The 26,828-nt window shown below is 61.5% G+C and carries 24 protein-coding genes; 17 read left to right on the plus strand and 7 right to left on the minus strand.

All coding sequences use genetic code 11. The features are described 5' to 3' along the window. Positions 1 to 6 precede the first annotated feature (6 nt). Genes ACQY4G_RS11205 through ACQY4G_RS11230 form a run of 6 tightly spaced genes read right to left on the minus strand, consistent with a single transcriptional unit; the run spans position 7 to position 4,139 of the window. Positions 7 to 885, minus strand: a complete 879-nt coding sequence (locus tag ACQY4G_RS11205) for a DsbC family protein (RefSeq protein WP_007163824.1) — start codon at positions 883 to 885, stop codon at positions 7 to 9. Further along, positions 882 to 2,165 carry a TraB/VirB10 family protein gene (locus tag ACQY4G_RS11210; RefSeq protein WP_138615240.1) on the minus strand — a complete coding sequence of 428 codons (1,284 nt, stop codon included), beginning with the start codon at positions 2,163 to 2,165 and terminating at the stop codon, positions 882 to 884. Before ACQY4G_RS11210 ends, ACQY4G_RS11205 begins: the two co-directional genes overlap by 4 nt. After that, a complete protein-coding gene (locus ACQY4G_RS11215) occupies positions 2,165 to 2,920 on the minus strand; it encodes a type-F conjugative transfer system secretin TraK (protein ID WP_011413831.1) in 756 nt (251 codons plus the stop codon). The genes ACQY4G_RS11210 and ACQY4G_RS11215 overlap by 1 nt, the downstream gene beginning before the upstream one ends. After that, positions 2,917 to 3,486, minus strand: coding sequence for a type IV conjugative transfer system protein TraE (locus tag ACQY4G_RS11220; RefSeq protein WP_011413832.1), 570 nt, complete (start codon positions 3,484 to 3,486; stop codon positions 2,917 to 2,919). The genes ACQY4G_RS11215 and ACQY4G_RS11220 overlap by 4 nt, the downstream gene beginning before the upstream one ends. Before the next feature lie 12 nt (positions 3,487 to 3,498). Continuing rightward, positions 3,499 to 3,786, minus strand: coding sequence for a type IV conjugative transfer system protein TraL (gene traL, locus ACQY4G_RS11225; protein WP_011413833.1), 288 nt, complete (start codon positions 3,784 to 3,786; stop codon positions 3,499 to 3,501). 26 nt (positions 3,787 to 3,812) lie between these two features. Next, positions 3,813 to 4,139: a hypothetical protein gene (locus ACQY4G_RS11230; RefSeq protein WP_011413834.1), complete on the minus strand. Its 327-nt coding sequence runs from the start codon at positions 4,137 to 4,139 to the stop codon at positions 3,813 to 3,815. A gap of 363 nt (positions 4,140 to 4,502) precedes the next feature. Here ACQY4G_RS11230 and ACQY4G_RS11235 point away from each other — a divergent pair, with 363 nt between their 5' ends. Together ACQY4G_RS11235 and ACQY4G_RS11240 are read left to right on the plus strand one after the other, a co-directional pair. Next, complete coding sequence (locus ACQY4G_RS11235) at positions 4,503 to 4,964, plus strand: hypothetical protein (protein ID WP_138615241.1); 462 nt, start codon at positions 4,503 to 4,505, stop codon at positions 4,962 to 4,964. A 1-nt stretch (position 4,965) separates the two neighbouring features. Then, positions 4,966 to 5,232, plus strand: coding sequence for an AlpA family transcriptional regulator (locus ACQY4G_RS11240; RefSeq protein ID WP_086438276.1), 267 nt, complete (start codon positions 4,966 to 4,968; stop codon positions 5,230 to 5,232). Positions 5,233 to 5,279: 47 nt separating this feature from the next. Here ACQY4G_RS11240 and ACQY4G_RS11245 read toward each other — a convergent pair whose 3' ends face one another. After that, a complete protein-coding gene (locus ACQY4G_RS11245; protein WP_007163832.1) occupies positions 5,280 to 5,666 on the minus strand; it encodes a MerR family transcriptional regulator in 387 nt (128 codons plus the stop codon). A gap of 82 nt (positions 5,667 to 5,748) precedes the next feature. Between ACQY4G_RS11245 and ACQY4G_RS11250 the strand changes: the two genes are divergently transcribed. The 15 genes from ACQY4G_RS11250 to ACQY4G_RS11320 all read left to right on the plus strand — a co-directional run bounded on the left by ACQY4G_RS11250 (position 5,749) and on the right by ACQY4G_RS11320 (position 26,819). Then, complete coding sequence (locus ACQY4G_RS11250) at positions 5,749 to 6,111, plus strand: DUF3703 domain-containing protein (RefSeq protein WP_421990994.1); 363 nt, start codon at positions 5,749 to 5,751, stop codon at positions 6,109 to 6,111. Between the two features lie 8 nt (positions 6,112 to 6,119). Next, positions 6,120 to 6,764 carry a class I SAM-dependent methyltransferase gene (locus ACQY4G_RS11255; RefSeq protein WP_421990996.1) on the plus strand — a complete coding sequence of 215 codons (645 nt, stop codon included), beginning with the start codon at positions 6,120 to 6,122 and terminating at the stop codon, positions 6,762 to 6,764. 2 nt (positions 6,765 to 6,766) lie between these two features. Then, the gene (locus tag ACQY4G_RS11260; RefSeq protein ID WP_421990998.1) at positions 6,767 to 7,180 is read left to right on the plus strand and encodes a hypothetical protein; all 414 of its coding nucleotides are present in this window, start codon (positions 6,767 to 6,769) and stop codon (positions 7,178 to 7,180) included. Positions 7,181 to 7,242: 62 nt separating this feature from the next. Further along, positions 7,243 to 8,481 (plus strand): TolC family protein, encoded by a 1,239-nt coding sequence (locus tag ACQY4G_RS11265; protein ID WP_086438279.1) that lies wholly within the window; start codon positions 7,243 to 7,245, stop codon positions 8,479 to 8,481. An 11-nt stretch (positions 8,482 to 8,492) separates the two neighbouring features. Further along, positions 8,493 to 9,644, plus strand: a complete 1,152-nt coding sequence (locus ACQY4G_RS11270) for an efflux RND transporter periplasmic adaptor subunit (protein ID WP_007163837.1) — start codon at positions 8,493 to 8,495, stop codon at positions 9,642 to 9,644. A 46-nt stretch (positions 9,645 to 9,690) separates the two neighbouring features. Continuing rightward, complete coding sequence (locus ACQY4G_RS11275) at positions 9,691 to 12,912, plus strand: efflux RND transporter permease subunit (RefSeq protein WP_138616261.1); 3,222 nt, start codon at positions 9,691 to 9,693, stop codon at positions 12,910 to 12,912. Beyond that, complete coding sequence (locus tag ACQY4G_RS11280) at positions 12,912 to 15,404, plus strand: heavy metal translocating P-type ATPase (protein WP_421991000.1); 2,493 nt, start codon at positions 12,912 to 12,914, stop codon at positions 15,402 to 15,404. Before ACQY4G_RS11275 ends, ACQY4G_RS11280 begins: the two co-directional genes overlap by 1 nt. Then, on the plus strand, positions 15,401 to 16,039 hold the full coding sequence (locus ACQY4G_RS11285) for a cation diffusion facilitator family transporter (protein ID WP_138615244.1): 639 nt from the start codon (positions 15,401 to 15,403) through the stop codon (positions 16,037 to 16,039). The genes ACQY4G_RS11280 and ACQY4G_RS11285 overlap by 4 nt, the downstream gene beginning before the upstream one ends. A gap of 64 nt (positions 16,040 to 16,103) precedes the next feature. Continuing rightward, entirely contained in the window at positions 16,104 to 16,505 is a 402-nt protein-coding gene (locus ACQY4G_RS11290; RefSeq protein WP_421991002.1) for a hypothetical protein, read from the plus strand. Positions 16,506 to 16,626: 121 nt separating this feature from the next. Continuing rightward, the gene (locus ACQY4G_RS11295; protein WP_086438284.1) at positions 16,627 to 17,862 is read left to right on the plus strand and encodes a TolC family protein; all 1,236 of its coding nucleotides are present in this window, start codon (positions 16,627 to 16,629) and stop codon (positions 17,860 to 17,862) included. After that, on the plus strand, positions 17,859 to 19,349 hold the full coding sequence (locus ACQY4G_RS11300; RefSeq protein ID WP_007163843.1) for an efflux RND transporter periplasmic adaptor subunit: 1,491 nt from the start codon (positions 17,859 to 17,861) through the stop codon (positions 19,347 to 19,349). The genes ACQY4G_RS11295 and ACQY4G_RS11300 overlap by 4 nt, the downstream gene beginning before the upstream one ends. Continuing rightward, positions 19,346 to 22,513: an efflux RND transporter permease subunit gene (locus ACQY4G_RS11305; protein ID WP_421991004.1), complete on the plus strand. Its 3,168-nt coding sequence runs from the start codon at positions 19,346 to 19,348 to the stop codon at positions 22,511 to 22,513. The genes ACQY4G_RS11300 and ACQY4G_RS11305 overlap by 4 nt, the downstream gene beginning before the upstream one ends. Next, on the plus strand, positions 22,492 to 22,875 hold the full coding sequence (locus ACQY4G_RS11310; RefSeq protein ID WP_234990067.1) for a copper-binding protein: 384 nt from the start codon (positions 22,492 to 22,494) through the stop codon (positions 22,873 to 22,875). The genes ACQY4G_RS11305 and ACQY4G_RS11310 overlap by 22 nt, the downstream gene beginning before the upstream one ends. A 56-nt stretch (positions 22,876 to 22,931) precedes the next feature. Further along, the gene (locus ACQY4G_RS11315; RefSeq protein ID WP_086438287.1) at positions 22,932 to 24,476 is read left to right on the plus strand and encodes a multicopper oxidase family protein; all 1,545 of its coding nucleotides are present in this window, start codon (positions 22,932 to 22,934) and stop codon (positions 24,474 to 24,476) included. A gap of 12 nt (positions 24,477 to 24,488) precedes the next feature. Continuing rightward, entirely contained in the window at positions 24,489 to 26,819 is a 2,331-nt protein-coding gene (locus ACQY4G_RS11320; protein ID WP_007163847.1) for a heavy metal translocating P-type ATPase, read from the plus strand. Positions 26,820 to 26,828 lie beyond the last annotated feature (9 nt).

Below are 26,828 nucleotides of genomic sequence, written 5' to 3' on the forward strand. Positions count from 1 at the left end.
GGCCGCTCATTGCTTCGATCCGGTCTTGGCATTGGCAAATGCGCGCAGTGTCTTTGCATCGCGGTAGCCGTGCAGCACCGCACCGTCGCGCGCTCTGACGATCACCGGGGTTCCGGCAAAGCCGTTGGCCTGTGCAAAGGCTTCGTTGGCATCGAGCGCAGCTGCTTTCTTGCAGGCAGCGCGCGGTTCGAGGTGCTTGCCGGTGTAGGCGGCATGGAGCGCCCCGACCGGATCGGCGGCGCACAGCACCGCCTCGGACATGCGGCGGCTCGATGCGCCGAAGATCGAGATCGGCCGCTCCTCGACAAGGACGCCTGCCTTCTCGAGTTCGCCGGTGAGCCGCTTGCAGTAGCCGCACTGGAAATCCGAGAAGACAACCAGCTTCGGCCCCTTGGGATTGCCCCACAGGATCGCGCCTACTGCGGGCAAGACTTTGAGATCGACATGCGTCGCGGCCCGCCTGTCGCGGGGTTCTGCAACGTCGTGCCGACCGGCAGTGTCCTCGCCGGCAGCGCGGGCTGCGCCGGCGGCGAGCAGGTCGGGATTGAGTTCAAGCAGGCGCGCGGCGGTTACGTCGCGCCGCTCCTCCATGTCGTAGAGCCGCCCGACGAAGAGGTAGCGTGCCGCTTCGTCGATGTAGAACAGCGTCTCTCCCGAGACGACCTCGCACCACGGCGCGAATGTCTTGCAATCGAGCGCGTCGATCGGTGTCTTGGGCAGACGAAGCTTGAGCGCTTCAACCACATTCTGCGTGATCGCGGCCTGCGCCGGCATGGCGGTCACTACCGCGACACCGCTTGTAAGGAGGGCTGCTGCGCTGGCGGCGGCGAGCGATATGTGCGCGGCGCGCGCCTTGAGGCCGGGCCGCTGGTTCGAGTAGTTCATTGGGGTGTGCTCCTGACATGGACGCCGTCGAGAAAGACGATCTCGACTGCGATGCCGGTCGGCATCTCGACGACGGGTTGGTACTGTTCTGCGCGTTCGATGAGGTATTTGCTGACCGTGTCGGCGGCTTCGCCCGCGCCCTGGCCGAGGCCGCCTGCGAGAATGTCGGTCGGCGAGAGCGCGTCGCGCCTGCCGTCGCTGCCGACAGGCTGCGCAAAGATGCCGTTGGCATTGGCCGAGAAGCCGCGTCCGAACCCGCCGACGATCCCGGCGAGCAGCGCCTGGCTGACGAGGCTGCCTTCGCGGCTGACGACATTGCCGCGAACGCCCGACTTGCCGGCAAAGGCGATGAACCCCTTGACCTCGCTCACCGCAAAGCGTCCGCCCGGTTGCGCACAGGTCATGCGCACAAGCTTGACGTAAACCTTCTCGGCCGAGAGATCGCCGCGCGCCGCGCCGTTGACGAGGCAGCCGGTGAGATCGGTGGTGAGAAGCTTGTTGCCCTGCAGCACCGAGCGCGCCGGACCGGTGATACGCAGCACCACGGGCAGCGGATCGCTCTGGCTGGTAACGCCCGTCGAGGCGTCGACCCCGACGATCACGGTGGCAGGTGCATAGCTGTTGGGCGGCAGGTAATCGCGGCTTGCCTCGAGCAGCAGCGTCGGCGCGCTTTCGATTGCCTTGGTCTTGGCGGCGCCCGGCTTGTCGGATGAGAAACTCAGCAGGCTTGCCTTGGGTTCGCTGGGTGGCTCGAGCGCTCCGGGAGGGAAGCCCGGAGCCCGCGGATCGGCTGAGGGAACCGGCGTAACTGGGGGATTGGCGCGCACCGTCTCGAGTTCCGAGCGCAAGGCGGCGTTCTCGGCCGAGATCGCATCGATCGCCGCCTGACCGTCGCTGATCATCCGCGCGTTTTCGCCGCGCAATGTCTCGAGCTCCTGCTCGATCGAGGCCTTGGGAAGCTGGCTTTCCTGCAGGTCCTTGATCGCGCGGCCCTGCGCATCAAGACGGTTGCCATAAGTGGCGACGAATTCGCGCTGCGAGAGATTGCGATTGACCAGCGCGCCGGTCTCGATCGTGGTCGCGCCCGCGCCGCCGGCGCCGGCTTCATCCTCGCCGCCGAAGATGAACATCGAACCGGAGATGAGTGCCACCCCGCCGATGCCGGCGAGCAGCAGCTTCTGGCGCTGCGCGACCGTGCGGTTGAGATTGCGCCGGGCTTCGCCGCGCGTCTCGTCCTTGGGCGCTGCGGCGGGCGTATCGTGTCTGTCGGTATCGGCCATTATTCGAGCCCTCCCTTCGCAAAGACGAGGAAGGCCTGCGTGCTCTCGCCGGGCTGGAGACTGTCGCGGCCATAAGCAAAGGCCAGCGCCCCGGCGGGCGCCTCGCGTTCACCGGCAAGGTCGACGGGCATCGGGCCGAGATTGCGCAGGGTGAAGGCCTGACCGATCAGCTCGGCACCTTCATATTCGGCGACCTGCTGCACTTCGAGGCTGTCGGTGCGGCGTGGTCGCGAGAGTTCGGCGCGCGCCCGGAAGCCCGGCAGAACACCGTCGCTCGCCATCGCCTCGATCAGGCGGATCGCGGCTTCGTCGCGCGTCGCTGCATAGCCTTCCCATTCGCTCGCCTGGGACTTGGCGAGCGCGGGATTGGTGACGAAGAGCTGGCTCGCTTCCTCGCCATCGACGCGGCAGGCGAACTTATAGACATAGCCCGCGCTGCTGGTCGCGAAGAAGCTGACTCTGGCGCTCGCATATTGCAGCGGCACCGAGACATAAATGTCGCCGCGCACCGGTTCGTGGGTCACCTCGAAATCGTTGTAGGGATAGCCGCTCGCCATCTTCGAGACATTGGCGAAACCATCCTCGATGAGGGCGATACGGGTCAGCGCGCCGCGCGCGAGCACGCAATCGATCGCGGCGCCATCAGCGGCCTCGACGAACTGGTCGGCATGTGCCGGTGAAGCGTAGGCGGCCGTGGCGATTGCCAGCGCAACGCTGGTCAGCGCGGCGGGGAAGGGGCGGGATAGGAGTGTCATGGGTTCTCCTCCTCGGTTTCGGTTGGGAGCTGGCGGAAGCCGGTGAGGCCGAGGCTGAGGCCGCGGCGGTTCCAGCTGAATTCGAAGCTGCGCTGCTGGCTCGCGATCACCTGCGCGCCGACAAAGGTCTTGAGCGTTCCGGTGACGGTCGCGGTGAGCGCCTGCGGGTCGACCTCCATCCGCGAGATGACGAAGGCCTGGCTGATGTCCGAGCCGCGTTGCTCGTCGACGATCTTGACGAGCTCGGCCTTGAGGCGGCCGTGCGCAGAGGGATCTGCCACCTTCAGGACCTGTTCCATCCAGTAGTCGAGGCTCTCGGGTGCGCGATTGAGCAGCATCAGCGCGGTGTCGCGGGTGACAAGCTCGAGGTAGTGCGCATCGGTCGCGCCGCTGCCGAGCGTCAGGCGCTCGCTCGTGACAGGCACGAGGATCATGCTTTCCTCGCGCGTTGCCGCCGCGCCGACCGCCAGCAGGCTGGTAAGGCCGAGAACGGATGCCAGCGCGGCAAAGCGGTTACGCTGCTTGAGGTGACGCTGCGCTTCCTCGTAGGCGAATTCGTGTTTCATGGATGTCCTCCCTCAGCCTGCGAGCAGGCGACAGTGGGAGGGCGGCGTGGCTTTCAGCCCGAGGAAGCTCCCCGGCAGATACCAGTAGGCAGCATGCACCAGTTTCGACCCTGCACCTGAAGCTTTGGCCTTTCGAAGGGCGAACCAGGTCATGACCGATAGGCCGGTGCCGATGATGATGTGCTGCGCAAGGATGCCCCAGGCGAACGGGACGAGCAGTCCCGCAAACTCGTCGATGGTCCAGAAACCGATGAGCTCCGGATCGTCGAGCCGCCGTGGAACGAGGTATCTGTCGGCCATGCCGCCCTCCCGTCGTTAGACCGCGATCAGATGGTCGCGGTCACGACCGAGGTGACGATCGGCACACCGGTGCCGACGCCGATACCGACACCGACCGGGACCGCGACCTGCCCGAGGGCGAAGCGGCCCGAGGCGAGCGCGATAAGCCCGCCGGCAAGGCTGAGGACGGTGATGATTTTCCCGCCCGAACCTTCGAGGAAGTCGGTAAATTTCTGCAGCGCCGGATCAAAGGTCGTATCGGCACCGGCATAGGCGGCACCGGCGCAGGCGAGCGCAATGGCGGCCGGAAGAATATAGTTGCGGGCACGAATGCCTTTGCTGGATTGGCGCTGAAGAGTGATTGCTTTGGTCATCGAGGAACTCCGTTTCGAACATTGGCAGCGATGCGTTCGCTGTATGTTCTTTCCTCGATTGGAAGGCAGGGTGTAGGAAAACGGAAACTGCAGCACGCGGTATTCCGACCAAGAGAAATCGTCGATTCTGGGCAATCTGACCGGGTTTTGCGCGACCGGTGCAGACATTGCGGCCAAGAATACCGATCATTGCGCCACCCATACCGAAATCTGAGATCGAGGGACCGGAATCTGCGCGAATCAAATCGTGTGACGATGAGCCGGTTTCCTACGTGTTCCTTATTTGTTCTTTTTCCTTTCCTACAGTTTGACGCGTTGCCTAGCCTGTTGGTGATTCGCTAAAGATCACCGGAAGCAGGAACAATGGCGCGAAACGCAAACGACAAATGGGAAGAACTATCGCGAGGAGTCGCAGCTTTCCTCGACCATGCCGTGGACGAAAGTGGCAAGTCCCGGCGGACGATTGCCGCACAGACGAATATCAACAAGGACGCGCTCCGACGCATCCTCGCCGGGACACGGTCAGCCACACTGCCAGAGGCGCTGGCCATCCTTGACGCGAGCGGACACGCGCCGCGCACCTCCCTGATGCTGGCACTCGCGGGGTACTCGCAGCGTAGCGAGGATTGGCAGAATAGCGGCGTGCTGGAATTTCTTGAAACCTTCATAAGCGAGTTGCCGTCTGCTTTGGATCAGGCGCTGGGCGAGAGGCTGCTCGATGTGAGACCGCGCTGGGCAAAGGGGACCGCGCACCGCACCGCCGGTCTCCTGTCGGATCACCTCGCGCAACTGGAGCGGCAGGATGAACAAAGCTTCGCTCTCTGAAATGACGACCGGTCTCGAAACGGACGCGGAAGCCGTTCCTGTCGAGCCAACGCCAGACCGGCTCATTCGTCTTCCCGAGGTCATGGCGCGCGTGGGCCTGCGCCGAACGGCAATCTATCAGCGGATGCGCGAAGGCCGTTTTCCAAAGTCGCGTTCGCTCGGTCCCCGTTGCACGGTTTGGGTCGAATCCGAGATCGATGACTGGATCGGTTCTGTTGTCGAACGCACCGACGAGATATGTCAGAACACGCCCCGAATTTCGAGATGATCATGTCTTGCGTCCCGTCACTGCTCCCATAAACGCCCTCTGTCCGGCTAGCCGGAAAGCACTTCGATTATCCGGCATTCGCCAACCGCTCCGTGCTGGCAGTCGTCGACCATATGGCGCAGTTCGGTTCGCAGTTTTCGCAAGTCACCAAGCTTCCGATCCACCTCGCGCAGGTGGAGGCTGGCAATAGAGTCCACGGCTTCGCACGATTGCGATGGATCATCCGCCAAAGAAAGCAATTGGCGCACCTCCGCCATGGTGAAGCCGAGGTCGCGTGCGCGGCGGATAAACCGCAATCTGGCCAATTCGGTCGGGCCATAGTCCCGGTAGTTGCCGGCGGTGCGTGGTGGTTCCTCCAGCAATCCGGTCCGTTCGTAGTAGCGGATGGTTTCGGCGGTCGTGCCGGTCTTCCGCGCCAGGGCACCAATCTTCATGGGTTTCTCGCAATGCTTGACCTTGTAGCCACTACAAGGTGCATAAGACAATTCGAGGATGCAAGCAGAACGGTAAAATCCTGTGGCAAAGAAGGACATTATTGAACTTATCGAAGCTGAGCGGCGCGTTTTCCGTACCGCCAGGCAGTCTGGTGACCGGGCTTTGGCTTGGACCGCGCTCGAGCGAGAACATATTCTGGGCCAGGGCTTCTTCGGGCCGCACCTTCGTTCACATATGACGATGCTGGGCTATGCGGTTGAAACCCGCGATGGCCGGGAAGTTCTGGGGCAGGTCATACGTCTTTCGCTCGCTCCCCTTGGCAATCTCACCGGACGGCTTCCTTGGGGGAATACCGGACGCGCAAACGTGAGCGCGTTCGCGCCAATGCCATACCCGGACGACCTCTCAGAGGTTCTTACGATCTCTTCTGGCGAAGCCATCTAGCTCGCGCCATGGCAATTCTCTCCAACGAACAGGTTGAACGCCTCTACGACAAGAACGCGGGAATCTATGACCGATTGGTCTCGGGGTTTCGGTGGGCCGGTCTTGGTCGCTGGCGACGCGATCTGGTTAACCGGCTTGAACTCAACGCCGGCGACCATGTGGTGGATCTGTGTGCTGGCACCGGCGCAAACCTCGCGTTTCTGCTTGAGAGAGTAGGACCAAGCGGCAAGGTGACGCTGGTCGACCTTTCGCAAGGCATGCTCGACCAAGCCCGTCGACGAGCGAAGCGCCTGCGAGCAAGTAATGTCGAATTTGTGCAGTCAGACGTAGCCGCCTTCCGCTTTCCGAGCGAGACTAGCGCAGTCATCAGCACCTTTGGACTGGAAATGCCACCTGACTACGCCGCGATCATCGAGCGCGCCTCGGCTGCTCTCCCGACGGGTGGCCGGATGGCCCTGCTTGGCCTGAAGCACCCCGAGCGCTGGCCGCGATGGCTGATTGAAATCGGCATATTGCTGACCAAACCGTTCGGTGTGGCGCGGGAATATGAAGAGTTCCGCCCTTGGCTTCCAGCATGCCAGTTTCTGCGTGAAGTTCATTTCCGCGAGTTTCTAGCCGGTTGTGCGTATGAATTCGTCGGTGCCAAATCGTGATCATGAAAAGACAAGCGCTCAGACAGCCGTGGTTGCGCGAGCTTTGCAAGGCTCCTAAAGGGTTGAGTAACGTGCCGCGTTTTGTGTTGCCCTTCCTTGCGATCATCGCCATTCTTTTCGGTAGTGTCCTATCGTTACCTGACGCGCATGCTTCAGAAGGCGAAAGCTTCGTTCATGCGGCCGATCACGTTTATGCGCATGGGGCTGACCACTTCGATAGGAATGATCCCGAGCCGGACCATGATGGTCAGGATCATTCGGCAACGCATCATCACAATTGCAGCTTCGGTCTCGCCGATAGTGGAGTGTTCCTGGGGTCGCCCTTTGCGCGCACGAATAGCCTGAAGGGTCCGCTTGCGACTTCGATGCTCACCTCGCGCGCGCCGCCGGTTCTGATCCAACCTCCCAAAGCCTGACAGCAAATCATGTGCGAGTGCGCCTGCGCGCGCTCGATTGGTTTCAGTCAGGAGATACAATAATGCGGTGCTTTGCACTGGCCGCGGCCTTGATTGCCGTGTCCACGGGTTCGCCAGTATTGGCACAGGAAACAGTTACACTCGAGGAAGCGCTCGCTCGAGCGGGCGTCGGCATTGAAGGGGAAGATGACCCTTCCAGCAATCCACGGGTTTACGGCCCTCAGGCGGAGGCCGAAGCCGCGCGTGCGGCTATCGACCAAGCACGCCTCCGACCCAATCCCGAGCTATCGCTTGAGGCCGAGAACATCGCGGGCTCCGGCGCTTTCTCCGGGCTGCGATCGACCGAATATACCCTAGCGATCGGTCAGCCGCTCGAACTCGGCGGCAAGCGAAGCGCACGCATCGCGAGCGCACGCGCATCGTCCGATTTCGCCGGCTTGCAGAGCGAATTTGCCTTGTCGCAACTCGCTTTGGGGGTGCGCGAGCGTTATGTGCAGGCCGTCGCCGCAGGCCAGCGCCTCGTTCTCGCGCGGGAAATCGTCGAGCGAAACCGTGAACTGACGCGGATCGCCAACGTGCTTGTAGAGGTCGGGCGGGAGCCGCCTCTTCGAGCTATGCGTGCACAAGCTACGCTTGCCGAGGCGGAGGCCGAATTGCAGGCTGCACAAGCAGACGATTTAGCAGCACGTCAGGCGCTCGCGGCTCTCTGGGTATCCGGACAGCCCAATCCCGCAGTATCGAACGTCTTTCCTGACTTATCGCCGCCCCTTGCGCCGCCGGTTTCCGAAGATCCGTTGCAACTGCGCATTGCGGGCGCTCGAACCACCTTTGCTGAAGCCGAAATTGCGCGTGAGCGCTCGCTTGGCGTTCCCGACCCAACGCTGTCGGCAGGTGTGCGCCGTTTTGAGGAAAGCAGCGATCAAGCGTTCATCGTCGGGATTTCCATTCCGCTTCCCTTTCGCAACCGCAACCAGGGCAACATCGCAGCCGCCGAGGCGCAATACCGCGCGGCAAGCGCGAGCGAGGCGATAGCCGAGGCGGACTACCGCGTGGAGTTCGAGCGGACGCGAACGCTTTATCTGGCCGCCGAAACGCGTGTGGAGACCCTCTCCAGCGCATCCCTGCCGCAGGCTGAGGAAGCGCTCAGGCTCGTCGAAATCGGCTACCGCAATGGCAGATTTCCGCTGATCGAAGTTCTGGCGGCTGCCGAAGCGCGCGACGCCATTCGTGAAAATCTGATTCAGGCAGAAGAGACCCGCGGCCTGCTCGCGGCGCGGCTCATCTGGCTCACCACACAGTGAGGCCCATTTCCATGAAACGTAGCCATTTGATCGCCGTAATCGGTGTCCTGATCTTGCTGGCCGCCTTGGCCTGGGTCTTCTGGCCCGCTGACTCAAACGGGCCCGACCAGCAAGCGGAACAAGGTGAAAAGAGCGAAGTCCCCGAAGGCGTTCTGCTGATCGACGCGAAGCAGATCGCAGCTTCGTCGATAGAAATCGAAGCTGTCCAATTCGGCGCAGCAACGGAGCTTGTATTCCCAGCGACCGTCGCCGCGGCGCCGAATGCCAGCGCACGGATCGATGCGCGTGCATCCGGTGTGGTGAGGAGCGTGAACAAGATGCTGGGCGATTATGTCAGGCAGGGGGAGGCGATCGCGCGGATCGAGAGCGCTGATGCTGCCGGACTGGCTGCGCAGGTCGCTACCGCGCGTGCGCGGGTCAATGAACTGTCTGCGCTCTACGACCGCGAAAAGCGGCTGTTCGAGGCCAATGTGACGGCCCGGCAGGATCTCGAAGCGGCGCAGGCCAATCTGCAAGTGGCAAGATCGGAGCTGTCACGCGCACAAGCTGCATCCGCCGCTGCTGGTGTCAGCGGGGATGGACGTTCGCTGGCCGTGACGAGTCCGATTTCAGGGCAGATCACCAGCGCGCCGATCGTGCTTGGCTCCTACGTCTCCGCCGGTGAAGAGATGTTCCAGATCGTGAACGCGAGCGGCTTGCAAGTGCAGGTTGCTCTGCCCGCCAGTGATGCTGCGAGAATTAGGCCCGGCGACGAGGCAACGCTGGAATTCGGAGAGGAGCGGGAGATCGGCGGACGTGTGCGCTCGATAACCCCCGCGCTCGATCCGGAAAGCCGCAGCGCAACCGCAGTTATTTCGCTCGCTGGAGCGGTCCCCGGATTGCAGCCAGGCGCATTCTTGCAGGCGCGCATCCGGCCCTCAGGTGAAACCGATGCGACCTTGATCTCGGTGCCTGAATCCGCAGTTCAGATGGTCGAAGGCCGTGAAGTGGTGTTCGTTCGCACGCGTACCGGCTTTCGGGCGATGCCTGTCGTGACGGGATCGCGCTCGGGAGGGCGCATCGTGATCGAGTCCGGATTGCAGAATGGCCAGCGGATCGCGACCGAAAACGCCTTCCTGCTCAAAGCCGAACTCGGAAAAGAGGAGGCCGAACATGGACATTGATCGGTCTGAAAGCGGCTTCGAGGAGGAGCGCAGCAGCCATGATGGCGTGATTGGCAGCGTCCTAGACTGGTCTGTTCGAAACCGCTGGGCGGTCGTGGTTCTGGCCCTCTGCGTAGCGATTTGGGGGGCTTTCAATCTCGCCCGATTGCCCATCGATGCGGTGCCGGACATCACCAATGTTCAGGTGCAGATCAACACCGAGGCACCGGCGCTCTCGCCCTCGCAGATCGAAACGCAGGTAACCTTCCCTGTCGAAACCGGCATGGCCGGAATCGAGGGACTGGAGATGACCCGCTCGATCTCGCGCAATGGCTTTAGCCAGGTCACGGCGATCTTCGAGGAAGGCACGGATATCTATTTCGCGCGATCGCAGGTGGAGGAACGGCTCGCCACGCTCGCCTCTTCGCTTCCTGCAGGCGCGGAGCCGTCGATGGGTCCGATTGCGACCGGTCTCGGCGAGGTGTTGATGTATACCATCGAGTTTGAGCATCCGGGCGGAACCGATGCGCCCAAGGGTGGTGCTGTTGGCTGGCAGAATGACGGCAGCTTTGTCACGGACCGGGGCGAGCGATTGGACACGGCGGTGGCGAGAGCCGCCTATCTGCGTACGGTACAGGATTGGGTCGTCGCGCCGCTGATGCGTTCGGCCAACGGCGTGGCGGGCGTAGACTCGATCGGTGGCTTTGAGAAGCAGTACTTGGTGCAGCCAGACCCCGACCGCCTCAACGGCTACGGCGTTTCGCTCGACCAGCTGATTACCGCGCTGGAAGCGGCGAACCAGGCCGAAGGCGCCAACTTTGTCGAACGGGCTGGCGAAGCTCTTCTTGCACGGGTCGATTCCCGGCTGAATTCCGTAGAAGACATTGCGCAGGCAGTGGTGGCAACGCGCGAAGGTGTGCCGATCCGCGTCGGCGACGTGGCAACGGTCGAAATTGGCGGCGATCTCCGCACAGGTGCAGCCTCGCTGAATGGCGAGGAAGCCGTCGTCGGTACTGTGCTGATGCGCGCAGGCGAAAACAGCCGCACCGTAGCTGCGGGTGCTGCCGACAGGCTCGACGAGGTACGGTCGTCGCTTCCAGCAGGAGTTGAGGCGGAGATCGTCTACAACCGTTCGACACTCGTCGATGCGACCATCGTGACGGTACGCAACAACCTTGTCGAGGGCGCGCTGCTCGTCATTGTCGTTTTGTTCCTGCTGCTTGGAAACATCCGCGCCGCCATCATTGCAGCTCTGGTCATCCCTTTGTCGATGCTGATGGCAGCTATTGGCATGAACCGGCTTGGCGTATCTGGCAACCTGATGAGTCTTGGTGCGCTTGATTTCGGCCTGATTGTCGATGGCGCTGTCATCATCGTCGAAAACAGCATCGCGCGCCTCGCCGCAAGGCAGGAGCACGAGGGACGTTTGCTCACACTGCGCGAACGCCTTGCCGAGACGCGGGCAGCGGCGCATGAGATGATCAAGCCAACGGTGTATGGCCAGGCGATCATCTTTCTGGTTTTTGCGCCGCTCCTCACCTTCACCGGGGTTGAGGGCAAGACATTTTCGCCCATGGCCATCACGGTGATGCTGGCACTTGCCTCAGCATTCATACTCTCGCTTACTTTCGTCCCAGCGATGATCGCTCTCTTGCTGAACAAGAAAATCAACGAGCAGGAAGCAAAGCCCATCCGATTGGCGAAAGAGCGCTATGGTCCGCTGCTGCGCAGAGCGCTTGCCCGTCCATGGCCTGTCATCGGTACCGGAGTTGGCGTGTTCGCGCTCGCGGCGCTTGTCTTCAGCTTCATCGGCAGCGAATTTACACCGCAGCTCGACGAGCGTGATCTGGCTGTCCAGTCATTGCGTATTCCTTCCACCCCACTGGAGCAGTCGCTTACAATGCAGCGCCAGGTCGAAGCGCGATTGAAGCAATTCCCGCAGGTTGAGCTGGTATTCTCGCGCACCGGCACGGCAGAGGTCGCGACCGACCCTATGCCGCCGAACATCTCGGATGCCTATGTTATCCTCAAACCGCGCGAAGAATGGCCGGACCCCTCGCTGTCTAAGGATCAGCTTGTAAGCGAGATGGAAGAGGCGCTCGGTAATCTCGTTGGTAATCTCTACGAATTCAGCCAGCCCATCGAGCTGCGCTTCAACGAGCTCATCGCAGGCGTTCGCGGCGATGTCGCGGTCAAACTCTACGGGGATGATCTTACGGCTATGACTGCGGCTGCAAACCAGGTCGCGGTCGTGCTCCGCGGTGTCGAGGGCGCGGCCGATGTGAAGGTCCAGCAGGTTTCGGGTTTTCCGACGCTCGATATAGCCTTCGATAGGCCAACGATTGCGCGCTACGGCCTCACGGTCGAAGACGTGGCGCAGTCCGTTGCCATAGCGCTTGGAGGTCGAAACGCAGGGCTGGTGTTCGAAGGCGATCGACGTTTCGATGTCGTGGTCAGGCTATCGGATGCAAATCGCAATGACTTCGACCAGCTCGGATCATTGCCGATCGTGCTTCCCAATGGAGGAACCGTGCCGTTGCGCGCAGTGGCAAAGTTTCAGGTGATTGATGGCTTGGCCGAGGTCCGGCGCGAGCAGGGTCGCCGGCTGGTGATCGTATCCGCCAACGTGCGCGAGCGCGATCTTGGGTCATTCGTCGAACAGGCGCAATCCGAGGTCGCTGCAGGCGTTGATTTGCCTTCCGCATCGTTCATCGAATGGGGCGGTCAGTACCAGAACCTGCAACAGGCTCAGCAGCGTCTGCTGATCGTGGTTCCGCTCGCCTTCGGCGTCATCTTGTTGCTCCTGTATTTGGCGGTCGGCGGTTGGGTCCCTGCGCTGGCGGTGTTCAGCGCAATCCCCATGGCACTGGCTGGCGGGGTCTTTTTCCTGGCTATGCGCGGCATGCCTTTTTCCATCTCGGCAGCGGTGGGGTTCATTGCTCTCTCCGGAGTTGCGACGCTGAACGGCCTCGTCATGATCACAGCGATCAAGCAGCGTCTCGAACAAGGCTTGGAACTGGGCGACGCGATCATCGAGGGCGCGATCGCACGGCTGCGGCCAGTGTTGATGACAGCGCTTGTCGCATCGCTCGGCTTTGTTCCGATGGCGCTTGCGACGGGAACCGGGGCCGAAGTGCAACGTCCATTGGCTACGGTTGTCATTGGCGGGTTGATCACCGCCACCGCGCTCACCCTGTTCGTATTGCCAGCCATTGTAAGCCTGATCTTCGCGAGAAAACCGCGCGCGACCCAGGTTGAGACATCAGCAGCAGCGAGGAGCGACAGCTAGTGACACGGAATATCGAACTCGAACTATCGTCGCTTCTCCCGGACATTCCGAGCGACACCGACAGATGTATCGCTCGGCTGCAGTCGTTGCTCAGTTCGCGGGCCGGGGTGCATGCGGTCGAGGTCCTTGCAGGATCGAACAGTACACCTGCCCAGCTTGCAATATCTTACGATCCCGATCGTCTCACGATCGCGCGGATCAGAGAACTTGCGCACGTAGCAGGAGCGGAAATTTCCGGGCGCTACGGGCATGTTGTGTGGCAAACCGAGGGCATTAATTCGGTGCGCCGGGCGCAGACGGTCGCAGATCTGGTAGCCCGCGAATCCGGCGTACTTGAAGCAAATGCCGATGCGAGCGGAAAGCTGGTCGCCGAGTTCGACCGCCGGCGTACCGATGAGACCGCGATTGCCAATGCGCTGCAAGAACTGGGGGTTTCAATCAAGGCCGACAAAATCGCCGCAAATGCCAGGGATGCTGAAGAACACCGCCATGACGATAAAGATCATTCCGGGCACAGTCACGGCGGCATCTTCGGCGCTAATACTGAACTCTTTTTCTCGCTCGCTTCGGGCGCATTTCTCGCCATCGGCTTCGGGATCGAGAAACTGTGGGACGGGCATCCGGTCTGGCTGCCGTTCGCTTGCTATATAGCGGCATATTTCTTCGGAGGCTTCTTCACTCTCCGAGAGGCGTGGGACAATTTGCGCCTCCGCCGGTTCGAAATCGACAGCCTCATGCTTGTCGCCGCTGCGGGCGCCGCCTTTCTCGGGGAATGGGCCGAAGGCGCGCTACTGCTGTTCCTGTTCAGTTTCGGCCACGCGCTCGAACACTACGCGATGGGGCGCGCGAAGAATGCTATCGAAGCGCTCGCCGAGCTTGCCCCGGACACCGCACGGGTAAAGCGCGGACCTGACGTAGTTGAGATCCCGGTCGAGGAGCTTGCGCTAGGCGACGTGGTAATCGTGCGTCCGAACGAACGCCTTCCGGCTGACGGCTTCATCTTGGACGGCGTCAGTGCCATCAATCAGGCTCCGGTGACCGGCGAAAGCGTGCCGGTCGACAAGAGCGCGGTTTCGGATGTCGCTTCTGCGCGCGCCAATCCTGACAATCTTGCGGATGACAATCGCGTCTTCGCGGGGACGATCAACGGATCGGGCGCGCTCGAAGTGGAAGTGACCCGGCGATCGAGCGATACGACCCTAGCCAAGGTCGTCCAAATGGTGAGCGAAGCCGAGGCTCAGCAATCTCCTACCCAGCGCTTCACGCAGCGCTTCGAGCGAATTTTCGTGCCTGCCGTGCTCGCTCTGGCCGGCCTGCTCCTTTTCGCATGGGTTGTCATCGACGAGCCGTTCCGCGACAGTTTCTACCGGGCGATGGCGGTGCTTGTGGCTGCGAGCCCGTGCGCTTTGGCGATCGCGACCCCGAGCGCGGTCTTGTCCGGAGTGGCCAGAGCTGCACGCAGCGGCATTCTGGTGAAGGGCGGCGCGCCGCTCGAGGATCTCGGTGCGCTCAAGGCCATCGCGTTCGACAAGACCGGTACTCTTACCGAAGGCGAACCCCGCATTACCGATGTCGAACCCGAGCAGGGTGTATCTGAAAACGAACTGCTTGCGATTGCTTCGGCGGCTGAAAATCTGAGCGATCATCCCCTGGCACAGGCGATTGTCAGGGACGGCAAGCAGCGGCTTGGCGATGAGACTCTGCCCGAAGCTACCAATCTCGAAAGCTTCACAGGCAAGGGCATCACCGCGCTTGTCGGCGGTGAGCGGGTGTGGATCGGAAAGCTCGAAATGTTCGGGCAAGACGGGGTCCCTCCGCTCAGTGCCGAACTGTCGGATGCTATCGAGGGCATGCGCGAGCGCGGGCGAACGACAATGGGCGTTCGCTCGGAAACGCGCGATCTCGGAGCGATCGGTTTGCTCGACACGCCGCGAGCGGCGGCAAAGGCGACGCTCGAAGCGTTGCGCGGCCTCGGGATCACCCGAATGATCATGATCTCGGGCGACGACCAAAGAGTGGCCGATGCGGTTGGAACGGAAGTCGGCCTCGACGAGGCCTGGGGCAATCTCATGCCCGATGACAAGGTCAAGGCCATCCGCAAGCTTGCCGGCCAGGACAAGGTTGCGATGGTCGGAGACGGGGTCAATGACGCTCCGGCCATGGCGAATGCCACCGTCGGGATAGCAATGGGGGCTGCCGGATCGGACGTTGCATTGGAGACAGCCGATGTCGCGCTGATGGCCGATGATCTCGCCCGACTGCCTTTCGCCGTCGATCTGAGCCGACAGACCCGGTCGATCATCCGGCAGAATATGATCGTCAGTCTTGGAATTGTTGTCGTGCTCATCCCGGCAACCATTTTCGGTCTCGGGATAGGCCCCGCTGTCGCGGTTCACGAGGGATCAACGCTGATCGTGGTCGCCAATGCGCTTCGCCTTCTGGCGTATAAAGAGAAGGGCAGCACAAAAGACATAGCGGAGAAGCCAGTATGAGCTGCAACGATGACTTCGATCTGGATTCGGCGGACAAACGACGCACATTGTGGATCGTATTGTGGCTCAACGTCGCAATCGCGGTTGGTTTCTTTGTCGTTGCCTATTTTGCGGACTCGAACGCGCTCTTGGCCAACGGGCTCGACAATTCTTCCGATGCATTTGTCTACGCGCTCAGTCTTCTGGCTCTCACCCGTTCGCAATCCTGGAAACGAGGGGCCGCGCGTTTCTCAGGCATCATGCTCCTGATCTTCGCCGGAGGTGTTATCGCCGATGCCGTCAGGCGTTTCATCGAAGGCTCGGAGCCGGGCGGCCTGATGATGATCGCCATGGCGGCCATCGCGGCGGTGGTGAACCTCATCTGCCTGCGCATGCTCCAGAAGCTTCAGCAAAAGGATGTTAATCTGCGCGCAGCGACCACCTTTAGCTTCAACGATTTCATATCGAACGGCGGCATCATCGTCGCCGGGATCATCGTTATGCTTACAGGCGCAAATTGGCCGGATCTCGTGGTTGGGATCGCGGTTGCTGGCATTGCCCTGTATGGCGGGATCGATATCCTTCGCGATGCGCACAGGGATAAGCATAAGGAAGCGGGCACCGAACATATCAAAGGCGACGAATTCGGAAGATGATGCTCGAAATTCGCATTTTGGTCGCTGGATTGCCTCGGCTCCGTATTCAGACTATCGCAGGTTCGTGAAGTTTGTTCGCGCCTTGACCCTGATTTGCTTCAGTTTCGGACTGTTTGTGCAGGTTGCTGCGCAAGCGGCCGTTCCGCAGAGCGATATGGCTGGGTCGGCTGATTGTGCTGAAATGGCGCAAAGCATGGCCGAGCACTGCATGTCTGAACACGCGATGCCCGAACAGATGGTTTCCGAAACGGACTCCACCGAACAGCATGGCTCATGCTGCGAGATGAGCCTCGATTGTCTCGTAGCCATGAATTGCCTCCCGCCGCTAGCGCTTGCGGGTCCGGGACTGGCGCATGCAGGACCGTTTCGTGTTGCGCCTACGTATCTGGCCGCTAGCGCCAGCAGGCTCGACGGCCAGCCTCGACCGCCGGAATCTCCCCCTCCACAAACTGAACTCACCATCTAGCATTTCCCGGGCGGTGCTCTGCGCCGTTTGCGAGCTTGACGGATTACTTGACTTGCGCCGTGTCGATTGACGCGTACGCCGCAGTCGTTCCCGGCCAGTTCGCTTTGAAAGAGTGAGAATTATGGATTGGCGAATTGGCTTGTTGCCGTTTTCGGCCCTGCTCAGCGCACAAGCTGCGCAAGCGCAGTCTGTCGGATACGAAGAAGCCCTTGCATCGGTAAGAGTCGAGCAACCCGCTCTAGAAGCTGGCGCGCTGCGTGTGCAATCACGGCGCGAGGCTGCGGAAGCGGCAGACGAGCTTCCTGACCCGCGTGTACGCGCAGGGGTTATGAATCTTCCGGTCAGCGGTCCCGCGGCGTTCGAGCTTGACCGGCAACTTCCTACGCAAGTCGCCATCGGTATCGAGCAGGAGATACCCAACCTCGCCCGCCGACGGGCGAAATTTGGCGTTGCCAGTTCGGAAGTGAGGCTAGCCGAAGCGCGCCTGGGTGTGACCGACCGTGATCTCCTCGCCGATGCGGGAACGGCTTGGGTGAGGCTCTATTATGCGCAGGCGCGGATTGAGCTTGCCCACGCCGCGCTGGACGAATTGAGGGCATTCGTACCCGCAGCGAACAGCGCCGTCGCCTCCGGGTCGGCCCGCCCGGCAGAGAGTCTGGCGATCCGGCGCGAACTGCTTGGGATCGAGGATGCAGCGACGTCGATCGAGGCCGAGCGCGAGACGGCGCAAGCGCAGCTTTCCCGATACATACCGTTCCCTGACCCGGTTGCCTTGGGTGAGGCTCCCACGGCGGCTCTGGATGAAAACCAGCTTCGCTTCGAACTGGAAGAGAATCCCGAACTCATTCTGGCCGATGCGGAACAAGATCGGGCCGAAGCCGGTGTGGCGCTCGCTCGCGCTGAAAAGCGGCCGGATTTTGGGGTGAGCGTCACCTATGGTCGTCGCGACCAGGCGTTTGGCGATGCGGTGTCGGTCATGGGGTCGATTACTCTTCCGATCTTCACCGACCGGCGGCAGAATCCGCGCATCGCCGCCGCCGAAGCCGATGCCGCTGCCGCTTTGGCCGACCGCGAGGATCGCAGGCGCGCGCTGGTTGCGGATTTCGAAGCCCATCTCGCCACTTGGCGCAGCACTACGCGCCAATGGCGCCGCGCGCGTGATGAACTTCTTCCGCTCGCGCGTGACCGCGTTGAGCTCGAGACAGCCAGCTTTGCGGCCGGGCGTGCCGATCTCGTCGATGTGATTGCGGCGAAATCCGCACTTGCCCTGCTCGAGCTGGAAATTCTCGAACGCGAACAGGCGGCGGTGCAGGCGGCGGTCAAACTACAACTCACATACGGGGAGGGCAGGCCATGAACTCCGTGCTCGAACGATTTACGCAGCGCCAACGCTTGTTTGCGGCTGGGCTAGGTATTGCCCTTGTCAGCCTGGCTGCTGGCTACGGTCTTCACATGCTCGGCGGCGAGAGCAGCGGGGCTGGGTCGGCGACGGATACTGACTGTGAGGACGTGCTCTATTGGTACGATCCGATGGTGCCCGGACAACGCTTTGACGAGCCCGGTAAGTCGCCCTTCATGGACATGATGCTGGTTCCCAAGTGCGCGGGAGAAGCTGCGGAAGCGGGCGTCCGGATCGATCCGGGCCTTGTCCAGAATTTCGGCATTCGCACTGCAGCGGCCGAGTTCGGAGTTCTCGAGCCGGAAATCACCGTGACGGGCGTCCTCGCGTACAACAGCCGGGATGTTGCCATCGTCCAGCCAAGAGCGGGCGGATATGTCCAACGCACCTATGGTCTTGCACAGGACGATGTCGTGCGTCGCGGCGCTCCGATAGTCGACATTCTTGTCCCTGACTGGGGCGGCGCGCAGCGTGAATACATTGCTGTGCTCGATACCGGCGATCAGGCACTTGCAGACGCGATGCGGCAGCGCATGCGCTTGCTCGGCATGACCGATGCAATGATCGCGTCGGTTGAACGCACACGCAGAGCTCAAAACACGATCACCGTCACGGCTCCCGTGGGCGGTGCCGTAACAATGCTTGGGGTGCGCTCGGGCATGACTGTAATGGAAGGTCAGACTTTGGCCGAGATTACGGGCTTTACGCCGATATGGCTTGAAGCTTCGGTTCCTGAAGTCCAGGCCGCAAATGTCCGGCAGGGCCAGCCCATCAGTGCGACCTTGGCAGCGTATCCGGATCAGCGATTTGCGGGACGGATTGTTGCCATCCTTCCAAGCGCCGATGCCGCGAGCCGAACCATCACCGTTCGGGCTGAGCTACCCAATCCGCGCGGCAGGTTGAAACCGGGGATGTTCGCGCAGGTGTCGCTTTCACCCGACACACGGCGAGCCTTGCTGGTACCGTCGGAGGCGGTCATTCGAACCGGACGCCGAAATCTCGTGATGCTCAAGCAGGATGAAGGCGCGTTCCTGCCTGCTGAGGTCGAAATCGGGCGCGAAGCGAATGGCAGGACAGAGATACTCGCAGGCCTTGCGGAGGGCGAGCAGGTCGTCACTTCAGGTCAGTTCCTGATCGACTCCGAAGCAAGTCTTAGCGGGATCGACGTCAGGTCGATCGATGGGACCATGAGCATGGCGTCGGAAGGCTCGCCAAACATGAGGACGTACACCGCTACGGGAAGAGTGACGAAAATCGCTGGTGCTTCGATCACTCTCAATCACGCGCCGGTTCCCGCTCTCGAATGGCCGAGCATGGTCATGCCCTTCGCACTCGAAGACGCCGCTCTAGTTGACGGTATTGAACCGGGCGACAAGGTCGAGTTTACGTTCTCGCAGCACGACACCGGTCCGCGTATCGAATCCATTCGGAAGACCGACCGATGATCGCGCGCATAATCGATGCATCGATCGCCAATCGGTTTTTCATCGTTCTGGCGGCTATCGCGGTCACGCTGGCTGGCTTCTGGGCGGTGCGCGCAACGCCTGTCGATGCGATCCCCGATCTGTCTGATGTGCAGGTCGTGGTGCGGTCTAATTATCCGGGCCAAGCTCCGCGCATCGTTGAGGATCAGGTCACATACCCGCTCGCAACGACGATGCTCTCGGTGCCGGGCGCGGAAACGGTGCGCGGCTATTCGATGTTCGGCGACAGCTTCGTCTATGTGATCTTCGAGGACGGTACGGACCTCTACTGGGCGCGCTCGCGCGTGCTGGAATATCTCAACCAAGTGCAAAACGAATTGCCCGAAGGTGTGACAAGCTCGCTGGGGCCGGACGCGACGGGGGTGGGCTGGATTTACGAATATGCTCTCGTCGACCGAACGGGGAACAGCGATCTTGCTGGGCTCAGAAGTCTTCAGGACTGGTTCCTGCGCTATGAGCTCCAGACCATCCCCGGCATTGCAGAGGTTGCAAGCGTTGGCGGCATGGTCAAGCAGTACCAGGTCGTGCTGGAACCCTACCGGATGGCTTCGCTTGGCGTCACATACAGCGATGTCGTGCGTGCCATCCAGGCCTCAAATCAGGAGGCCGGCGGATCGGTGGTTGAAATGGGCGAGGCCGAATTCATGGTCCGCGCTTCGGGCTATCTCACATCTCTCAACGACTTCAGACAGATTCCGCTGAAATCGGTGGGTAACGGTATCCCCGTCACCTTGTCCGATGTCGCCACGATCCAGCTTGGCCCCGAAATGCGGCGAGGAATCGCCGAACTCAATGGCGAAGGCGAGGTCGCAGGCGGTATTGTCGTGCTCAGACAGGGTGAGGATGCGCGGGCAACCATCGCGGCTGTCGAAGAGAAGCTCGACGTGCTCCAGGCCAGTCTTCCCGAAGGGGTCGAGATTGTCACGACCTATGATCGTTCGAAGCTGATCGATGCCTCGATCGAAAACCTGACCGGAAAGCTCATCGCCGAGTTTATTATCGTCGCGATCGTTTGCGCGCTATTCTTATGGCATGTGCGGTCAGCATTGGTGGCGATCGTCACGCTTCCATTGGGGGTGCTGGCGGCCTTTATCGTGATGCGTTTTCAAGGGGTCGATGCGAACGTCATGTCCTTGGGCGGCATAGCCATCGCAATCGGCGCGATGGTCGACGCTGCCATCGTCATGATCGAGAACGCGCACAAGCATATCGAGCATTGGGAAGAGGACCATCCCGACGAGCAGATGTCCAACGATGAACGCTGGAAACTGATTGCGGACGCATCGAAAGAGGTGGGGCCAGCGCTGTTTTTCAGCCTCCTGATCATAACCCTATCGTTCCTGCCGGTGTTTACTCTGCAGGCGCAGGAAGGCCGCCTTTTTTCCCCACTGGCCTTTACCAAGACCTATGCCATGGCGGCGGCCGCCATTCTGTCGGTGACACTGGTTCCCGTACTCATGGGCTGGCTGATCCGCGGCAAGATACCCAAGGAGGACACCAACCTCCTCAATCGCTTGCTGACCAGCGCCTACCGGCCCGGTCTTGATTGGGTAATGCGCCGACCGAAAACCACATTGGTTGTGGCAGGCCTCGTATTCCTTACAGCGCTGGTCCCGTTCACCCGCCTTGGAGGAGAATTCCTGCCGCCGCTCGACGAAGGCGACTTGCTTTATATGCCAAGCGCGTTGCCTGGTCTGTCTCCTGGTGAAGCGTCGGCATTGCTTCAGCGGACTGATCGACTGATCAAATCCGTACCCGAAGTCGACACCGTGTTCGGCAAGGCAGGACGCGCGGATACCGCAACAGACCCGGCGCCGCTCACGATGTTCGAGACGACCATCCGGTTCAAACCTCGAGAAGAGTGGCGACCCGGAATGACGCCGGAGAAGCTCGTCGAAGAGCTTGATCGTGCGGTGCAGGTGCCGGGGCTCGCCAATGTCTGGGTGCCCCCGATCCGCAATCGCATCGACATGCTCGCGACCGGTATCAAGAGCCCGATAGGCGTGAAAGTGTCTGGCGAGAACCTTGGCGAGATCGAGCGCGTGGCGTTGCAGGTCGAGAATGTCGCAAAACAGGTTCCCGGCGTCAGCTCCGCTTTGGCAGAGCGTCTTTCGGGAGGCCGCTATGTCGATGTGGACATCGACCGGGTCGCTGCGGCGCGTTTCGGGCTGAATATCGCCGATGTTCAGCAGATTGTGTCAGGCGCGATCGGCGGCGCGAATATCGGCAGAACGGTCGAAGGATTGGCGCGATATCCCATCAATGTGCGCTATCCGCGCGAGATCCGCGACAGCCTCGCAGAACTGCACGCGCTGCCTTTGCTAACCCCCTCTGGCCAGCAAATTACGCTCGGCACCGTAGCGCAGGTGAGCGTCAGCGATGGCCCCCCGATGCTCAAGAATGAGCAAGGCCGTCTCATCAGCGTGGTCTATGTCGATACGCGCGGGCGCGATTTGACCTCGGTCGTAAGCGATCTTCAGGCGGCAGTTTCAGAGGGCGTCGATCTGCCTGCCGGTGTAAGCATTTCCTACGCGGGCCAGTTTGAATATCTCACCCGCGCCAATGAGCGGTTGCAGGTCGTCGTTCCCGCGACGCTCGGCATCATTTTCGTTTTGCTGTACCTGATCTTCCGCCGCTTCGACGAAGCGCTACTTGTTATGGGCACGCTGCCCTTTGCCCTCACCGGCGGCTTCTGGCTGCTCTATCTGATGGGCTACAACCAGTCTGTTGCGACATCGGTGGGTTTTATTGCGCTTGCCGGTGTGTCTGCCGAGTTCGGCGTCATCATGCTGATCTACCTCAAGTCTGCGCTGGCCCGGCGCAGCGGTGCCCTCGATGCGGACGGCGTGGGCGAAGCCATCAGGGAGGGTGCTCTTCTGCGCGTGCGTCCCAAGGCGATGACCGTGGCCGTCATTCTTGCCGGTCTCTTCCCTATCCTCATTGGAACCGGCGCAGGTTCGGAGGTCATGAGCCGCATCGCCGCGCCGATGTTGGGCGGCATGATCACCGCGCCGCTGCTTTCGATGTTCGTTATCCCCGCCGCATATTTGTTGATGCGGCGCCCCCGGCCCGAACGGCCAACCCAACCGCAAGGAGAAGAAGAATGCGTACCACAACCCTCATGAGCCTACTGGCCTTTCCGCTGGCGCTGGCGGCCTGCGATTCTGGCCAGGACACTGCCGACATGAACGACATGCCGATGGCAGAAAATGAAATGATGATGGACGGCGAGGATATGCCAATGATGGAACCTGGCAGCGAAATGCAAACCGTCAGCGCAGAAGGCACGGTCACTGCAATCGATGCCGAAGCGGGCACGATAACCGTCGACCACGGTCCGGTCCCAGCGATCGAATGGCCTGCGATGACCATGGCTTTTGAAGCCGATGAGCAACTGCGCAGCGAAGTAAGCGTCGGTGAGGGAATTGCCTTTGAATTTCGTACTGGTTCTGAAGGCAGTGTGATCACGTCGATCACGAAGGAGTAAATCGGTTGGGTGGTGCCAGGCAAATCTGGTGCCGCCCATCGCGAAACAGGAGGAGCATGATCCGGATACCGCGCATCACCCAGGCATTCCCCGTGGACCGCCGCACACTGATCAAAAGCGCTGGTTTTGCTGCTGCAGGCTTTGCCGCGTTCCCGCTTGCGGGATGCAAGGCGCAAGACGCATCGATGCTGGACAGCACTGACGGGTCCAATCCACTCGCTATACCGCCCTTGCAGCGTGGCGAGATTGAGCAGGGCGCACGGGTTTTCCGCCTGTCTTTGACACCGGGCCAGAAGGAATTCGTCCCCGGTGTTGCTTCGCCCACCATCGGCATCGACGCACCCTATCTGGGACCGACGCTTGAAATGCGCCGGGGCGAGTGGGTGCAGTTTCATATCGACAACAAGCTGGCCGAAGGCGCTACGGTCCATTGGCATGGTTTCGAACTTCCTGCCGCAGCCGATGGCGGACCGCATCAGTTGATCCGTCCCGGCGAACGCTGGAGCCCCTCTTTCGAAGTTCGCCAGCGGGCTTCGCTCTACTGGTGTCATTCGCATTTGGAACGCGAAGCCGGGCCGCAGGTCTATGCCGGGCTTGCCGCGCCGATTTTTGTTCGCGATGACGAGGAAGAGCGCCTCGACTTGCCGAGCGACTATGGCGTCGACGACATTCCGCTGATCGTGCAGGACCGCGTCATCGATGGATCCGGCCGCTTGGTGTACCCGCTGAGCGTGCACACGCGGATGATGGGCGTGCGCGGGAGCCGGATATTCGTCAACGGCACTGAAAACGCTGTGTTCGACGCACAGACAGGCCAATTGCGGCTGCGCATCCTCAATGGATCGAACGCCCGCCTTTACGATCTTTCGCTCGAAGGTGATCGTTCGATGCAACTGATCGCGAGCGATGGCGGCTTGCTCGATCGTCCGCACATCGTCCGCTCGGTCAGGCTCGCCCCGGGGGAGCGCGCGCAGGTAATTATCGATCTCTCGGAAGGACGCCCGCTTCGCCTTCTTGCCAGCAGTCCCGAAAACGCCATGGACATGATGGGCGGACGCGGAATGATGGGCGGCGGGATGACGGGGCGCGGCGATAGCGGCGATGCTTCCGCAGACGTGTTTCAAATCCTCGATATCAGGCCGGCAAGTTCGGCCCAGCGCATCAGGGTGCCGACACAACTGGCATCGCTTGCTCCACCCGACCTGTCGTCAGCCGTCCGAACCCGGCGTTTCGTTCTCGACATGGGCATGATGGGCGGCGGAATGTCCATTAACGGTGCTGCGATGGACATGAATGTGATCAACGAACGTGTGCCGGTCGGCCAATGGGAAATCTGGGAGATCGCCAACGCTTCGATGATGGCCCACCCGTTTCATATCCATAACGTCCAGTTTCGTGTGATCGACCGCGATGGCCGAGCGCCCCCACCATTGGAAACCAGTTTGAAGGATACCGTGATCGTCAACCCGCGCGAGCAGGTACGCCTTCTCCTGCGTTTTGAAGAACACACCGACCCAGACCTGCCCTACATGTATCACTGCCACATTCTCGAACACGAGGATGCAGGCATGATGGGGCAGTTCGTAGTCGTGAAGAGCTAGGAAGGACAGGCGATGAGCAAGAACGAGAGCGTAATCGAGGGTACTGCGATCGACCCGGTTTGCGGCATGAGCGTTGCAATCGACGGGGCTCAGCATATCGCGACGCATGATGGCGCGAAACACTATTTCTGTTCGCCGCGCTGTCACGACAAGTTCGTCACCGATCCCGAGCTCTATCTCTCGGGCGCGCATCTCGACGCGGTCGAGGATGTGCCCGAAGGCACGATCTACACCTGCCCGATGCACCCTGAAATCCGCCAGCCCGGGCCAGGTTCATGCCCGATTTGCGGCATGGCGCTCGAACCGGAAACGGTTTCGCTGGGCGATGGCCCCGACCCCGAACTGGTCGACATGCGGCGTAGGTTCTGGTGGAGCGCACTGCTTACGCTGCCTCTGTTCGTCTACGCGATGAGCGACATGGCACCGGGGCTCAGTTTCGACGGGCTGATCGAACCTGCCTGGGCGCAATGGGCGCAGTTTGCCCTTGCCACACCGGTTGTTCTTTGGGGAGCCTGGCCGTTCTTCGTTCGGGCCATCCAGTCGCTCAAGACGCGCAATCTCAACATGTTCACGCTGATCGGGTTTGGCGTTGCCATCGCCTATCTGTTCAGCGTGGTGGCGACGGTCGCGCCCGATCTGTTCCCTGCAGCGTTCCGCGACCATTCGGGACGGGTCGGGGTCTATTTCGAGGCGGCAGCGGTCATAACCACGCTTGTCCTGCTCGGACAGGTCCTCGAGCTCAAGGCCAGGGGCTCGACCTCGAGCGCCTTGCGCGCATTGCTCGAGCTGGCACCGCCCAGCGCGGTCAAGATCTTCGGCTCCGGCGATGAGCGCGAGGTGCCGCTCGACCAGCTGGCCACAGGCGATCGTCTGCGCGTCCGCCCCGGCGATAAGGTTCCGGTCGATGGAGAAATCGAGGAGGGATCGAGCGCCATCGACGAATCCATGATCAGCGGCGAACCGCTTCCGGTCGCCAAACAGGCTGGCGACACAGTCATCGGCGGCACAGTCAACCAGACTGGTGGGTTCATTATGCGCGCAACCGGCGTGGGCAAGGACACGATGCTGTCCAAGATCGTCCAGATGGTGGCCGAGGCGCAGCGCAGCCGCGCACCGATCCAGCGACTGGCGGATCAGGTGGCGGGCTGGTTTGTGCCTGCGGTGGTGGTGATAGCCATCGCCACCTTCGTGGTCTGGGGAATCTGGGGTCCCGCACCTGCGCTTGCCTACGCATTGGTCAATGCCATTGCGGTCCTGATCATCGCTTGTCCCTGCGCGCTTGGTCTCGCTACGCCGATGTCGATCATGACCGGCACGGGCAAGGGTGCCCAGCATGGCATCCTGATCCGCAATGCCGAGGCGCTGGAGACACTCGAGAAGATCGATACGCTAGTGGTCGACAAGACCGGCACGTTGACGATGGGCAAGCCCGATCTGGTGGCGGTGACGCCAGCAGAAGGAATCGACGAAGCCGATTTCCTGGCTGCGGTTGCAGGCGTCGAAATGGGGAGCGAACATCCGCTGGCCCACGCCATCGTCGAAGGTGCGCGGACGCGCGGGGTCTCGCCCGCCAATGCCACGGATCTCGCTTCGACGACCGGGGAAGGTGTTGAAGCCAATGTCCAGGGCCGCCGGGTTGCGATCGGCAATGAGAAGATGATGCGGCGCGTCGGGATCGATGACGAGGCCTGGCTCGGCACGGCCGAAAGTGGCCGCAGGCAGGGTCAAACAGTGATGTTCGTGGCATTCGATGGCCGTCCGGCAGGGCTCATCGCGGTGGCCGATCCGATCAAGCCTACCAGTGCAGCGGTCATTGCGGCACTGCACAAGCGCGATATCCGGGTCGTTATGCTCACGGGCGACAGCCGCGGCACTGCCGAAGCGGTCGCCCGTGAAATGGGAATCGACGAAGTGCATGCGAATGTCTCGCCCGAAGACAAGCACCGCAAGATCGAAGAGCTGAAAGCGCAAGGTCGCCGGGTCGGCATGGCCGGGGACGGGATCAACGATGCTCCTGCGCTGGCTGCCGCCGATGTTGGTATTGCGATGGGCACCGGCACCGATGTCGCAATCGAAAGCGCAGGCGTGACGCTGGTTCGCGGCGACCTGACAGGAGTGGTGCAGGCCATCGTGCTGTCGCGTGGGACGATGCGCAACATCCGGCAGAACCTGTTTTTCGCCTTCGCTTACAACACACTCGGCATTCCGGTCGCGGCAGGCGTGCTGTATCCCTTCTTCGGAGTGCTGCTCAGCCCGATGATTGCGGCCGCAGCCATGAGCCTCTCTTCCGTATCGGTGATAGGCAATGCGCTGCGGCTGCGGGGTCTGCGCCTCGAAGTCTGACAGGCCAAA

Origin of the sequence: Qipengyuania sp. (assembly GCF_965277845.1) — a bacterium.
In the GTDB taxonomy this organism is placed as follows: domain Bacteria; phylum Pseudomonadota; class Alphaproteobacteria; order Sphingomonadales; family Sphingomonadaceae; genus Qipengyuania.